The organism is Candidatus Limnocylindrales bacterium (genome assembly GCA_035571835.1).
Classification (GTDB): domain Bacteria; phylum Desulfobacterota; class Binatia; order UBA1149; family CAITLU01; genus DATNBU01.
The window spans coordinates 62,014-76,383 of the sequence record DATNBU010000018.1 but is presented as its reverse complement, the minus strand read 5'-3'; the positions used below and the strand labels follow the sequence as shown (position 1 = coordinate 76,383).

8 protein-coding genes and 1 tRNA gene are annotated in these 14,370 nt (G+C 60.8%); 5 read left to right on the top strand and 4 right to left on the bottom strand.

Annotated elements, in window-relative coordinates:
* Nucleotides 1-160 precede the first annotated feature (160 nt).
* Nucleotides 161-376, bottom strand: a complete 216-nt coding sequence (locus VN634_08755; GenBank protein ID HXC50959.1) for a DUF2283 domain-containing protein — start codon at nt 374-376, stop codon at nt 161-163.
* A gap of 229 nt (nt 377-605) precedes the next feature.
* Here VN634_08755 and VN634_08750 point away from each other — a divergent pair.
* Nucleotides 606-681 (top strand) — tRNA-Phe (locus VN634_08750).
* Nucleotides 682-1,557: 876 nt separating this feature from the next.
* Here the strand turns inward: VN634_08750 and VN634_08745 are convergent.
* Nucleotides 1,558-2,940: a P-loop NTPase fold protein gene (locus tag VN634_08745; protein HXC50958.1), complete on the bottom strand. Its 1,383-nt coding sequence runs from the start codon at nt 2,938-2,940 to the stop codon at nt 1,558-1,560.
* Nucleotides 2,941-3,924: 984 nt separating this feature from the next.
* On the opposite strand from VN634_08745, the gene VN634_08740 reads away from it, so the two are divergent.
* The 4 genes from VN634_08740 to VN634_08725 all read left to right on the top strand — a co-directional run bounded on the left by VN634_08740 (nt 3,925) and on the right by VN634_08725 (nt 10,073).
* Nucleotides 3,925-5,025 (top strand): hypothetical protein, encoded by a 1,101-nt coding sequence (locus VN634_08740; protein HXC50957.1) that lies wholly within the window; start codon nt 3,925-3,927, stop codon nt 5,023-5,025.
* Between the two features lie 781 nt (nt 5,026-5,806).
* Complete coding sequence (locus tag VN634_08735) at nt 5,807-6,613, top strand: hypothetical protein (protein ID HXC50956.1); 807 nt, start codon at nt 5,807-5,809, stop codon at nt 6,611-6,613.
* 685 nt (nt 6,614-7,298) lie between these two features.
* Nucleotides 7,299-7,982 (top strand): hypothetical protein, encoded by a 684-nt coding sequence (locus VN634_08730; protein HXC50955.1) that lies wholly within the window; start codon nt 7,299-7,301, stop codon nt 7,980-7,982.
* Between the two features lie 504 nt (nt 7,983-8,486).
* Nucleotides 8,487-10,073: a hypothetical protein gene (locus tag VN634_08725; GenBank protein HXC50954.1), complete on the top strand. Its 1,587-nt coding sequence runs from the start codon at nt 8,487-8,489 to the stop codon at nt 10,071-10,073.
* Nucleotides 10,074-10,186: 113 nt separating this feature from the next.
* Here the strand turns inward: VN634_08725 and VN634_08720 are convergent, their stop codons facing one another.
* Both VN634_08720 and VN634_08715 read right to left on the bottom strand, forming a co-directional pair.
* Nucleotides 10,187-12,280 (bottom strand): hypothetical protein, encoded by a 2,094-nt coding sequence (locus VN634_08720; GenBank protein HXC50953.1) that lies wholly within the window; start codon nt 12,278-12,280, stop codon nt 10,187-10,189.
* Between the two features lie 147 nt (nt 12,281-12,427).
* Complete coding sequence (locus VN634_08715; protein ID HXC50952.1) at nt 12,428-14,350, bottom strand: M6 family metalloprotease domain-containing protein; 1,923 nt, start codon at nt 14,348-14,350, stop codon at nt 12,428-12,430.
* Nucleotides 14,351-14,370 lie beyond the last annotated feature (20 nt).

Below are 14,370 nucleotides of genomic sequence, written 5' to 3'. Positions count from 1 at the left end.
GCGGCGGGCGGGAGTGGGGTGGCTCCCGTCCGCGCGATGCGCACGCATTTGGACTCGCGCTGACGGACGGTCCGTCGATGCGAACGCATTTGCACTCGGCGCGGACTCCCTCCTGTGATGCGCACGCATTTGCACTCGGAATCCGGTCATCGGAGGCCGGTCAAGCCAGCGTCTCCGTCATTTCAGCCAGCCCGGCGAGAATCAGTCGGCTGAGATCCACCATTGTGCTTGCGCTGTCTATGTCGATCCCGACGAGTGCACCTTCAGCGTCGAAATCGGCGACTACTCCGCATGCGATCTCCTCGCTCTCCACACTCGGCCGGTCGACAAAATCGATGTAGAGGGAGTCCGTTTCCGGAAAGTAGACCAGCCTCACGACATCCTCTTTCAAAGAGCAGCATACCGCAGGTCACGCGGCCCGACAGCATGTTCGGACCGGACACTACTCTTCAAAGGCACGTCCATCTATCCACAGGATGTAATAACCGCGGGGTTTTACGTGGGCGAGACCGGCGCGAGATCAGATTCGGGCCCAAATTTGACCGGCGCGGAGAGCGGCGATACACACGCCGTGCACGGCCGGTCCGTGCCCTCGCCCTTCACGTGCCCAGGTAGCTCAGTTGGTAGAGCAGAGGACTGAAAATCCTCGTGTCGCTGGTTCAATTCCGGCCCTGGGCACCATTTCGCACCCAAGCAACCAGCGAGATTTCAGTTACTTGCAGGAAGCACCGTTTGCGGTGCGCGCGGGCAGCAATGCGACTTGCCCTAGTGTTGCCCCACTCTGCGGAACCACCACTGCAAGCGCTGCGTTCTGCAGATCGTGGCGGTGATGTTGTACCTGTCGAAAACCGAACGCGTCCTGTGCCCCGTGATCTTCATGGCCACGGTCTCAGGCACGCCGGCTCGCGTGTAGTTGCGGACGGCGCAGCGTCTCAAGGCGTGGAACAGAAAGCCGCGCTGTCCGATCTGCTTGCACGCCGTCAGCCACACGCGCCGAACCGCGGACGCGATCTGCGTCATAGCAATCTCGTCGGTCAGGATAGTGCGAGAGGCTTCAGCGCGCAGTCCCTTCTACTGCCGAGCCACGGTTCGGTCATGCCGTGCAGCACGGAGTTGTGCGCTTCGCCGCTTTCGATGCGTCCAGCGCCGTGCGTCCTTGCGCAGCGGGTGCCGGTAGCCGAACCGCTGGCTAGCATAGACGAGGCTGTGGCACCGGCGGCATCGCCAGTCCAAGGTAGCCGCGGTGGGCGGCCGATAGAGGTTTTCAACGAGGGACGCGCAACCCGGACAAGCGAACCACCATCGCCAGCATAGGCCGCCCCACCGCGGGACGAGGCGGATAAACGGCAGTTCGGGGAACGTCCACGGTCGGTGCAAGCGCACAGTATCCGGGTCCACGACCGCAAAGACGGTCGTGATGTGCAGGCCTGTGCACTGCTCGACGCAGAAATCGTGGCGCTTCGGCTAGCGGTAGATCTCGATCGCACCATTCATGTTCTATGGCTCTATCACAGAAGCTGCTTGACGGCTGCTTCTGCCAACTCATGACGCTCGATGCTAACGACTCGCCGCAACGATCGCGCCCGCCAGAGCCACAACGCGAAGATAGATGTCAATGGTGATGGACTCGTTTACCAGATTGGAGAGCGTACCTACCGCTGCCATGTCCCACTGGCTCGACGAATCCCATTGCCGTTGATCAATCTGGTTAGAAATACCCGCCTCGTCATCCCCGTATGCTATGGAAAGATAGATGCCTCCAAGGTACCCCACGCCCTCGTTCAGCGCCGGGTAAGCCTTTCTTACCTGATTGAGAAATTCGTTGCTGGTGATGCTGCGATCAACGAAGCTGCCGAAGTTCGTCGGGCACTGCATTTGAGCCATGACCAGCCACGCGAGGTGGAGCCAGTGTAGAGACTGATCCGCCGGCAGATTTGCGGCAGCTGCTCGTGTTCGCAGGTAACATTGCTCGAAATCCCTCGTGGTCAGATCGAATGCGACTGCGAGTTCGCCGAGTAGTTCCGGCGTGCCGGTCGGTACGATTGCCCGACCGTCGTTAACCAATGGCGCTGAATGCCAGAGCTGCGTTGCGAGCTGCTTGGGGGCGACGAGCGGCAAGCGGCACGTAATATCAAAAAAACGCCGCAAGTATCGCTCAGCATCGAAACCAGCGCCGTACACGGCGTTCACCGAGTGATGCAGTTGTCTCGCATCCGTGGCAATCACAAACACCGCATGAGGCGTGGAAAAGAGATGCTTGACGCACTCTAGCACCTCTAGAGCATAGGTTGGTCGGCAACGGTCGAGTTCATCTATGAAAATTAAAAACGGCGGCTGCATCTCGCCGACTGTTGTCGCGTGCTCCACAAGCGACTGAAATTGCGCTCTGAACCCTTTGGTTGCAGCTCGACGATTCACTGCGTTGCGAACCAACTTGCTGGCGGCGTTGCCTAGACTATCTGCGATGTCCTCCTCGGATTCGGAATCAAGGACATTGCTAACAAGGTCTAGCCCTTCCTCACCGCTCACTTTGCGAACGGCGGCCTTGGTCGCAATGCGCGCTGTAGCGACCAAGAGTGGTCCGCTCTTTTTTACGAGCTTGTCGAGCAATTTCTTGGTGGCCGCCTTTTTGGGAAGAGTGCTTGCGAGCTGACCTTTTATCTCAGCCAGCAGACTGGCCAGTGGGTCCTCGTCACCGTCGGACTCCCAGGCGTTGAATGTTACGACGGCGTGCGAGCCGCGGAGGTCGGCCGCCCACCGTTCTAGGAAGAAAGTCTTCCCAGACCCCCATCGCCCGTCCAGATTCAAAACGCAGCCCTCGGACTGTGCGACAAGGACGCGGGTAAGGAATTCGGCTAACTGGCGGCGGTTCAGCCTATCTGCGGCCCAAGGGTCGCTAGGATCCAAGGCCGCCGGAGGCAGGCGAAGGTTGGTTGTCATTGTAGGCTGTGCTCTCTCGTTGGCCGGAACCCGCGCCACACCCACCGAACAGTGCTCCAAACTAAAAAAGGTACGAGATAGAGAAGACCGACCGCTGCTGCCCAAGCCGCAAAAGTCCTCGGGGCATCCAGCGAAACAGTCGCTAACGCTTCGCTGCTCTCGCGACGAATCAACTCCGAGTAGAGCTGTTCGCTACGCTCACAGGTTTTCTTGTCGTGTTTCGCAGTATAGCGCCAACACGAGAGGCTAATCGGTGGAAAGCATGATTCGGTAAGCGAGTCCGTGCTCTTTCGGAACCGAGCACAGGCCGGAGTTTTGTCGTACGCAAGCAAGCGCGCATTGTACCGAGCGGTGTTAAGTGCACTGCTGCTTATGAAGGCGGCAGGCGCCAGAGACAGCGCTGCACCTACGACCCAAAGTCGCTGCCACCCATTCATATGTTACAAACTACCTGTCCGACGCGAAGCGTGACCTGCGGATTTCGCAACTGTCCTTGGGATTCGAACTCTCGAATCCACCACAATTGCCACCGGCGAGCACGCCGGAGCAGACCCGGAGGTACAGCCCAGCGGGGCGGTGGCATGAGTACAGACGGCATTCTCATCGGGAGTCCTCGTTCTGAAGCCATAGCAGGGCTGCACGTTCTGTAGCAACGCCAGCACAATCACTCGCACGCCGGATATCGATATTCCCGACGAGAATGCGAACCGCGACCAAACCCTTTTGTCCGGCGGCTGGGTCTGGCAGTCTTCGATCCATGGCTCAGCCGACCATATCGGACCTGTACGTGCTGTTGTTCGAGTTAAACTGCGTCATTAGCCGTTAGCTCAAGGGCGATTCGTCCGCACTGTCCCAGCTTGTCGAATTGGTGGACTCGCTCAAAGCGCTGGCGTGCTGGTCCGACCGCCAGTGACGACTCTGCATACGTGATAGTGGCGCGCGCCACTCGGGACGTTTGACGGGATTAGGACGGGAAAGTAGTCGGTGCACAACGCCGAACCTTTCGCGGCGCCGGGAGAGCTTATGAATCCGAGTTTAGGCGAAGCGCACGCGACAATAGGCCCCGCCCGGGTGCAGCACGTTTATCTTGATGTTGTGGGATTCACGAAGGATCGAACTGTAGAAGCGCAGTCCGACGTCGTAGGGGCTCTCAATGCGATAGTGTCGGTCGCGGTTCGTGAACAGGGGTTAGCTGAAGGTAGCGTCCTCTTCCTTCCTACCGGCGACGGAATGGCGATATCGCTTCTCAGTGCACCCGCCTTCGATTCGCATCTCGTTCTTGCCCTGAAGATCATTGCTGCGGTTCAGTTCCACAACAGCAAGACCGAAGATGAATTACGGCGTTACCAGGTGCGAATCGGTGTAAACGAAAACATCGACAATCTTGTGTTGGACATCAATGGTCGTCCGAACGTCGCCGGTGCGGGAATAGCGCTTGCGCAACGCATCATGGACCAAGCAGACGCTGCCCAGATTCTAGTCGGATCGATCGTGTTCGATACACTGTCGAAACGAGAGCGGTACTTCTCCAAATTCCGGACGTATGATGCCAAAGATAAGCATGGCAGCAAATTCTCCGTCTATCAGTACCTTGATGAGAACGCCCCGGGGTTGAGCAACGATGCTCCATCGCTGTTGGTTCCCAAGGCCATGCCTCGGCCAAAGCTTACGAAGCTCGCGGCGTTCTACATCGCGCACGCGAAAGCCAATGAGGAATTCCTTCTGGCTCACAAACGCGACGCTATGATGTCCTCTGCGTCTATCGTTCTTCTCGGCTACCTAGCAAGAGATTCGGTTACGATGAGTTCGAAGACTGCCACCTACGAACACGTGAGCTTGCGGACCTGGAATGCAGGAAAAGCGGAATTCCCTGCGCAGTACGAGCACTACTTGCAGGTGGACTTCTATCCATTGCGTGATGCGGCTGAGTCCATCGAGAGCAAGCTGGCGGATTTTGTGGATCTATTCGTAAGTGTCGATGGCTTTCCGAATTTCGCGTTTGTATCGTCGGAAGGCATCAGGAGGTTAGTAGAGGAAGCCCCGAAAATCGCGGCGAGATTTGGACTCGCCCCGAAGAAGAAGTGAGGACAGATAGGTCTTAGCAACGTGCCGATAACGAAAGGGCAAGGAAATCCTGACTGGACTGTGGACAAGATAATCCTCGCTCTCGAGCTGATTTTGCGTTGTGCACCGAGGGTCCCGGGGAAGGATAGTACCGAGATCAAAAAGTTATCAGACGGCGTATGCTCGCTTCCGATCCATCCGGCCACAGTCCGCAACGAACGATTTCGGAATCCTGCAGGCGTCTACATGAAGGTGCAGAACCTTTTGTCGATCGACGCTCCGCATGCTGGCCGAAAATGGCTTGGTACCAGTAGGACGGATCGGGCTGTCTGGGCGGCATACTCAAAGAGATCCGACGAAGTGCGGAAGCTTGCAGCCGCCATCTTGGACGGAGCTGGGCTGATAACGTCTGTGACTTCGCTGGACGAGTCGGAAGACGACTTCGGTGTCCCCGAGGGCGAGATCTTGCCTCACCTTCACAGACGACATGAGCGCAGGAGTCTTCGTGCAAAGCTCGTACAGAAGCGCCGAGCGGCGAATTCGCTCCGGTGTGATGCTTGCTCGTGCGGGCCGCGGCTTAAGGATGTCGGACCGGGTCCGGAAGCCTCTGAGTTCGAGGCGCATCATGTACCTCCGCTGCGCGCGTCAGGGGCGCGCACAACCCGTTTCTCCGATCTGGCCCTACTATGCGCCAACTGCCACAGACTCATTCACGCGGTGATGCGTGCAACTGCAACTCACCAGACGGTGGAGGATCTCAAGCGTTCGCTGGGACCTCGCGTCTAGTCGAAGCAGCAAATATATGATTTGGAGCTATTTACAGCAGTTGAGCTTAACCGATCTGCTCGAACTTGGGATCGGCGTCGCCGGTCTCTTGTTCGGCCTCTACCAAACATTCAGAACTACTAGTGGTCGTCTTTTTTGTTGCGTTTCCGGAGAGCATTTGATCCGTGCGGATGGTGTCACTTCCCCGAGCGGTTTGACGCTTCTCTACCGCGGTAAGCCAGTCCCTCGCGTCTCACTTACGCGAGTGGTTCTGTGGAATGTTGGGCGTGCTCCAGTGCGTAGGGCTGATCTGGTGTCATCCGACCCGCTCCAATTCAATTTTTCACCGGGCGCACATGTTCTAGACGTGGAAATCTTGCGAGTAACGCGTGAAGCAACCCAGGTCACTGCTTTTCCGATTCCTGAAGGCCATGCGGTAGTGTGCAACTTTGAGTTTTTGGACAAAGGAGACGGGGTCGCTTTCCAAGTGCTACACACTGACGATCGGATCCGCCCGGCAATCGGCGGAACAATCATCGGTCTTCCGAACGGGTGCGAATACGTTGGAAGCATCACGTACCCCATGAGCGATTCCTACGAGCCTCAGTCATGGCTAGCGGCAGTGCGTCGGCATCTACTCACGACCGCACCGATGCTGATGATGGTGACCACGGGAATCTGGTCCATATATCTCGCAGGCGTCCTTCGTAGCAGCTACTTTATGTTGGTGTCTGCTGCGATTGTCGCGATCATCTACAGCTACACTCGCGCCGCTATTCGACAGCCACCTGGCGTGCTTGCAACGATTCAACCTACGATCACGAAAAACTTTGCAGAACGGTGAGACAGCGGTGGCGACGGAAGCGGCGGTCACGCATGCCGCACTGCGGCTCTCAATTTCCGTATTAACCCTGCTCGGCTGTGCAACACCCGACGAACAGAAAGTGTTGTGCGATTTCCTGATGACCTTCAGTCTCTGGTGCAGGGTCGCTGGGGGCGGTGCCGGGGTATGGGCCGCCTTGTGACAATGCTCGCGCGCGCATATTAGCCGGGCATCGGTTTGTTTCACGCTCGACCCATGTCGTGCGGCTCGGAGATCGCGATGATCAGGATCCTGCTTACCGTTCTCATCACCGCTGCAATGGCCGCGTGTTCCTACCACGCGACGCGAGTCGTCGGTCCGGACGGTACGCCAGCAATCGCGCTACGCTGTCGCACTCCATCGGCGTGCTACAAGGCTGCGGGCAAGAAGTGTCCTGGCGGCTACGAGCAGCTGGACGAGGCTTCGAGCGTGGACAACGGCGGTTTTCTGGGCATGGGCACCGCTATCAAAAAGGATTGGCTTATTCGCTGCAGGTAGGCGGGTGCGTTCCTCCTGTGTGCCTCCGGGGCAAGACTGGGCCACGTGCTCGCAGGTCGGTAAGATCGCACGGCAATTCCCGGCAATGGGGATTGAGAATCCCGCAGCTCCTACTGCCACGCACAGCGAACTAAGTGCCGTGCGAGTTCTCGTGGTGTAGGCCTTAGGTGTGAACATCTCCAAGAACGAAACCTTCGCCGTCCTGGGTGCCCTTGCAGCGGTAGTCACGGTCGCGGTCGGCGGAGGGACACTCTACAACTGGGTTTTTCCGCCGACGCTTCCCCCTGCGAGTGCCCCAGCCGCAGTTCCAGCCGCAGTTCCAGCCGCAGCCACCGTCGTCGCGGTAGTTGATTGGGATCACTACGTTCCGAATCCGGCAGCCGAGAACGAGCTCAATAGCTGTGTGCAACCGGATCGACTTGCGGAATGGGCCAAAGCCACGCGCGGGCACCTCAAGTCGGCAGACGCGGTGCTGGATAGTTTTGACGCACAACTCTCTTCCAACGCGTGGAAACGAACTCCTATACGATTATCGCCTTGGCGTTTTGAGGTAAGCGTCGAGGTGAAAAACACCAGCAACGTTCTCGCGACAAAGGCCAAGCTCTTCCTCTCGGCACAGAGGGGGCTCGCCCTTGTCGGACCCGAGGAGTGGGATTTCCGGCGCCCGCCTCTTGAATGGGAAAACGAGATTCCCGTTGGCGATGTTCCTCCACACTCAACGGTATATGTTCGTCTATGGACGAGAATGTGGTTCGACTCAGGGACGTTGAAGACAATGTCGGTGGTCTACGAGGGAGGGTCAGCTACCATCCAAGACGAGAACGACGCCGATCTGAGGGCGCGTCTGCGGTAGTCTCGTCGTTGCCCCAGTCCTGCCCCAATGTTTCTGCGAAACGGTGCGGAGTGGTGCGACGCAACGGAACCAGGTAGGCACGTAACCACTGATTCCGTTGCACGTCACCGCACCGCATCCCTGCGGCACTGAAAATCCTCGTGTCGCTGGTTCAATTCCGGCCCTGGGCACCACTCATCCGACCTCTCAACTCCACATCGCGAAACGCACACGCGAAGCATGCCGAATCGTCGTCGCTTGCGCTGACGAAGTCCGAACCTGCCGCCGTTCTCCTTCGAGTCGAGGACTGCCCTCCCCGTCTTGATCCTGCTCGCTAAACGAAGCGTTGGCGCCCACACTGTTGTTCTCAGGGAGCGACGGGACGGCCATGCCCTAACCCGCGGCATGAAGATGCCACGTCGCCCGTACTCCCCGGCAGTTGACGAGATCAGCGGATCGACTTTAGAGTCGACCCGAGTTGGATAACCGATGGCAGCTAGTCCGTCTGAACAAGAGAGGCTCTTTATGTCCAAACAAATCACGGCGTTTGCCAGTTTTCTGGCGACCATCAGCTTCGTCCTGCTGTGCTCGGCACCTGCTCACGCGGACAACTGCGGCAACGGCTCCCTTCAACCGGGCGAAGTCTGCGATGAAGGCGGGAGCAACAGCACCCAGGATACCGGCTGCTGCGCAGCCGGCTGCGCCTCGTTCGTAAGCAGCGCAACGGTCTGCCGCCCGGCAGCCGGAGGGCTCTGCGACACGGTTGCAGAGAGCTGCTCGGGAACCAGCGGAACCTGTCCTGCCGATATCGTCTCGCCGAACACGGTCGTCTGCCGTCCCTCGCTGGCCGGTGTCTGTGACAGCGCAGAGAACTGCACCGGAAGCACTCCGACCTGTCCTGTCGACACGTTCGCATCGAACTCGACGGTTTGCCGCCCGGCAGCCGGCGCCTGTGACAGCGTCGAAAACTGCACCGGCAGCTCGGGTGCCTGCCCGTCGGATTCCAAGAGCAACGCCGTTTGCCGACCGCTCCAGGGCATCTGCGACGTTGCAGCGGAAACGTGCAACGGAACCAGCAACGACTGTCCGTCCGACACGGCCCAGAATGCAGGCGTTGTCTGCCGCGCATCGGACGGCGAGTGCGACCTCGCGGAAACGTGCACCGGCACATCGTCCTCGTGCCCTGCTGATCTGCACAAGACTTCGGTGTGCCGCCCGTCGCAAGGCGTCTGCGACCTGGCCGAGAGCTGCGATGGAACTGCGGACCACTGCCCGGCCGATTCCAAGAGCAGTGCAGTGTGCCGTCCGGCAGTGAACCCGGCGTGCGACGTCGCGGAGTCCTGCAACGGCACGAGCAATACGTGTCCCGAAGATCAGCTCGTCGGATGCGCAGACAACGACGGCGTGGCCTGCACCGAGGCGATCTGCCTGTCGAACGGCGATTGCGCCTTCGCAGAGAATTGCACGGAGATCTGCCGCGGCACCGGATTCTGGAAAACCCACGCCGGCGACGAGATGGGACATCCCAACCTCGTCCAGCAGATCCTCGACCAGACCGGCGGTCTGGAGATCTGCGGCGTAAACGTCACCGACACGACGACGCTCGGTTCGATGACGTCGTTCCTCGAGAACATCTGCGTGCTGGTGAAGAACAACGACACGCTCAAGCTCGATCGCGTGCTCGCGACCACGGCCGTGAACTGCGCGATCAGCGAAGGCGGCACCTGCGACCAGATCCTCGATCACCTCGGCTTCACGGTGACGTACAGCGACTGCAGCGCACTCTGTGCGGGCAATCCGGTCGAGTCGGGCCCGACAGCCGATGAGTGCATCTCCCAGCTCAGCTGCTTCAACGAAGGCGGCCAGCTCATCGAGGGCCAGTGTGCGACCGGCCGGTGCGCAAGCGACCAGTCGCTCTGCGAAGAAGACGAAGACTGCGGAGAGGATGTCGAGTGCGTGGCGTTCGAGGGAAGCTGCTCGGAGCAGGATCTCTGCAGCGACGACCTCGAAGCTCCCGCCGACATCTGCCCGCGCGCAAAGCCTGCTTCGAGTCCGAGAACCTGCAACACGGCGAAGCACAACAGCTGCAACGCGCTGGGCGGCTGCTTCTAGTCGGGCGGAATAACCCGCAACGATCGAACGCCAAAGGGGCGGGACTGCACGGCAGTCCCGCCCCTTTTCATTTCGCGCGCTCCAGCCACGCGTTGTTCACGAGAGGGAAGGCTTCAGCAGTTGCAGGCAAGCGGAGCCGCAATGCCGACGGCATGGCGAAGCACCGCCAGTGCATCGGTCGCCGTCAGGCTCGCCGAATCATTCACGTCACAGGTGCAGAACCTGCCTTCGCACTCGGATCCGCCGACGGCAGATCGAAGCACGAGCAGCGCATCACCCGCGGCTACCTTGCCGTCATCGTTGGCGTCGCCGCACGCGATCGCCGTAGGCAGCGTCGTGGTCACCGTTGGTAGCGTCGTGGTCGTCGGCGTCAGCGTCGTGGTCGTCGGCGCGACGCACCCGGGGACTGCGAGATGCGTGCAGTGCGGCCCAGCCTTGATGCACGCATCCGTCGTGCACGGATCGTCGTCGTCGCAATCGACCAGAGTGCCTTCGACGCACACGCCTGCTGCATCGCAATGGTCGTCGATCGAACACGGATTGCTGGTTTCGCAGGCGCTGCCAGGTGGATCGGGGCTGGTGCAGCCGGCGGCCGTGTCGCTGCACGACTCGGCGCAATCGCTGTCGCCGTCCGCGCCGGGGCACTGCGTGCCGGCATGCGTCGTGCAGAAGCCGTTCGAACACGAATCGGCTGCGTTGCACGCAAGCCCGTCGTCGCAACTCGAGCCGCCGGGATCAGGGCCGCCACAGTTGTCTGCCGATTCGTTGCACGACTCCGAGCAGTTGCCGTCACCGTCCGCGCCGGCACATGGATTTCCCGAATGCACGCTGCAGCTGCCGCCGGAACATGTGTCGGGGCCGTTGCAGAACAGCCCGTCGTTGCACGGAGAAGCGTTCGCATCGGCAGCGGTGCACGAGTCCGCGGATTCGTTGCACGACTCCGAGCAGTTGCCGTCACCGTCCGCGCCGGCACATGGATTTCCCGAATGCACGCTGCAGCTGCCGCCGGAACATGTATCGGAGCCATTGCAGAACAGGCCGTCGTTGCACGGAGAGCCGTTCGGGTCGGACCCGGCGCAGTTCTTCGCGGCCTCGTTACACGACTCCACGCAGTTGCTGTCGCCGTCGGATCCCTTGCACGCATTGCCGGCGTGCATGCTGCAGGTTCCGCCGGAACACGTATCCGCGCCCGTGCAGAAGAGCCCATCGTTGCAGGCCGAGCCGTTCGGATCGGGCCCGCTGCAGCTCTTCCGGCTTTCGCTGCACGACTCCGCACAGTTCGAGTCACCGTCGGGCCCCGTGCACGCGTTGCCCGCGTGCACGCTGCAGGTTCCGAACTGGCACTGGTCTGCGCCGTTGCAGAACAGACCGTCGTCGCACACCGTGCCGTTGGGATCGACGCCCGAGCACGAGTCGCTCGATTCCTTGCACGATTCGGCGCAATCGCCGTCGCCATCCGGCCCGCGGCACGGATCGCCGTTGTGAGTCGCACAGACGCCTCCCGAACAGCGGTCGAGGCCGTCGCAGAACAGACCGTCGTCGCAGGGGCTTGCGTCGGGATCGGCCGACTCGCAGCCTTCCACGGTATCGCTGCACGACTCCGAACAGTTCGAGTCGCCGTCGACGCCCGGACAGGGATCGAGTGTGTGGACGATGCAGAACCCGCCGGAGCAGCTGTCGTCGCCATCGCAAAGGAGTCCGTCGCTGCACGGTGACGCGTCCGCTTCCCTCGTGCAGTCCGACGCGCAGCAGTCGCCGTCTTCGACGTTGCCGTCGTCGCACTGCTCGAGTTGTTCGACCAGGCCGTTTCCGCATTCGGTCGCCCGGAGCTCCACGTCGAGGACATACGAAGCGATTGCCGCTCCGGCGAAGCCGCTGACGCGGATCTCGTAATCTCCGGGCTCGGTCAGCTCGAGCTGCAGCCGCGAGCAGTGGCCGGGCCCCGATTCGTCGTCGGAAGCGAGCAGCATGCCGCTGCGGCGTAGCTCGAGGATCGTATCTCCCGGACAGCCATCGGCGCCGTTGCTGGTTTCGGCAGTCAGAACCCTTCGCTCGGTGAGCTCGAAGCAGAAGACATCGTAGTTGCCGCGTGCGAATCCGCCCGCGAAGCGTCCAGCCTGGGAGACATCGGTGCAGCCGGTCGGCAGGGTTGTGGTCGGGGCGCCGGGAACGGTGGTGGTTGTGCTCGAGGAGCGGGCCGACGCCATTTCGTCCTTCCGCGCAGCAGCAACGGCCGGAAGAGCCCCGAGTGCTGCGCCCAGGACGACGATGGCCACGCGCATCGGTCGGCTCAGTCCGAGTTCCACCACGACAGCGTATACCTGCCGGGTTGCACCACCACCATGGTGAATGCCTCAATAACTCGTCTGGCGAACCGCAGCCCGCTGCTCGGCGGCCCCACAATTCGGCGCAATCACCTCTCCTATCGCCACGCGAAGAATCGCCTGCGCATCCGACGCCGTGACCTCACCACTTCCATTGTAATCGCACGCTCCGTTCGGACAGCTGCCGCTCCCGACCGCGACACGCAATGCCTCGAGCGCATCCGAGGCCGTCACTTCTCCGTCGCCGTTGCCATCGCCGCACACAATCTCTCCGCACGAAGGGTCGGCATCGCCGGTACAGACTCCCGCCTTGCACGCGTCGTTCTTCGTACACTCGTCCCCATCCGTGCACGGAGTACCCTCGGCACCGGGCCCCGAGCACGTGTCCGCATCACTGAACAGAATGCTCATCGAAAACAGCGACGGCGTCAGAACATCGATGCTCTCGTACGTGCTCGATCCATCGTACAGGCGACTGTTCGGAACGCTGGTGTCATTGAAGATCGTTCGATTGCCGACGTACCAGAGGTCCGTGTTTCCACCGTCCGCAGTGCCGTCTGCTTCCTCCAGATCGACCTTGCGATGCGAATCGTTGCCGTACGCCACGGTCTCGTCGACGTGCCAGATTGCAGCACCGCCTTTGAAATTCTCGCCGAGCGACCACTGAAGACCACGGTCATAGCCGACGTTTCGCCGGTTCTCGACGAGGAAGTATTGCGACGGTACCCGCGTCGACATCCGGAAGACGGTGTTCGATCCGCCCGGCGCGCCCGCAGCGGTGATGACTGCCTGGACCCCGTGAGCTTCGATCGGCGTAACCCAGGAAAGCGTGGACTTGGTCCACGCCGAAGGCAGCACCGGCGTCATTCCGATGTACGCATCGGAATCCTTCGCGCCCCACAGCCCCGACGACATCACGTCGTACATGGAGACATACAGGTCCGGCAGCCGGAAGATCAGGTGACCGAGCTCGTGGACCGGAACTCCGAGTGTAGCGCGGTGTGCGTCGAGCGCGGTGGAACGATGGATCTCGCCGAGTTGCGCGTAGCCGTAGCCGCCGCTCCGGGAGCTCGCGACCGATACTCCGTCCGCAACAACCGGCGACTCGAGGCTGCCGGAGTGTGCCCAGAGGCTCGGCCTGTACGTGCTGCTGTAGGCTGCTTCGTAGCCCGCCGCGACTACGACGATCGCGAGCTCGTCGCTCTGCACGGACCCGTCGTGATTCGCATCGAACGCCGCAAAGTCCACGTACGGGTCCGCAGCGACGATCGCGTCGTGAGTGAGCGTCTTGTTCGCGGTCACCCATTGCGAGCCGGTGTCCGGATGCGGGTAACCGAGGTTGAGCCAGCCGACGACTCCGTTGTTCGGACTTCCGAAATTCTCCGCCGCGGGCGCTAGCGACACTGCGCCGCTCGACGCTTCCGCGTAGTACTGCGGAATCAGCGTGCCTGCGTACTTTGCCCAGCTCGATTCGGTTGTGCTTCCTGCGTAATTCGAAAACTCCACGAGAATGAACAGCACCTTGCCCTGAAAGCCTGCCGCGGAGCCTGCGGACAGCATCGTCGCTGCGTACTGTTCGATCCTCGACTCCGCATGCACGTGCTTTTCGAGACCGGCTGGTGGCGCGCCTCTTGCGACAGTCTGATCGAGTACCGGCCGGTCCCCGATCAGCTCGCGAACGTAGTACCAGTTCCCGTTCGCGGCTTTTTCGACAGTGAACCCACCGGTCGTTTCGATCCAGTTGTTCCACTCGTCGCCTTTCGTCACAGCCGTAAACTGAGTCCCGTCGGCATTGACGATTGCATACGGGATCTCTGCCGACGGTGCGGCGTGCGCGAGCGTTGGAAGCACGGACGCCGCGATCAGCACGATCAGAAACATGCGTGCGACAAGGACGGCACGAACGAACCCGTCACTCCGAGATTCCGGCCACAACCTGTCGATCGAGCTCATCGATTGTTTCGCCCGGCTTC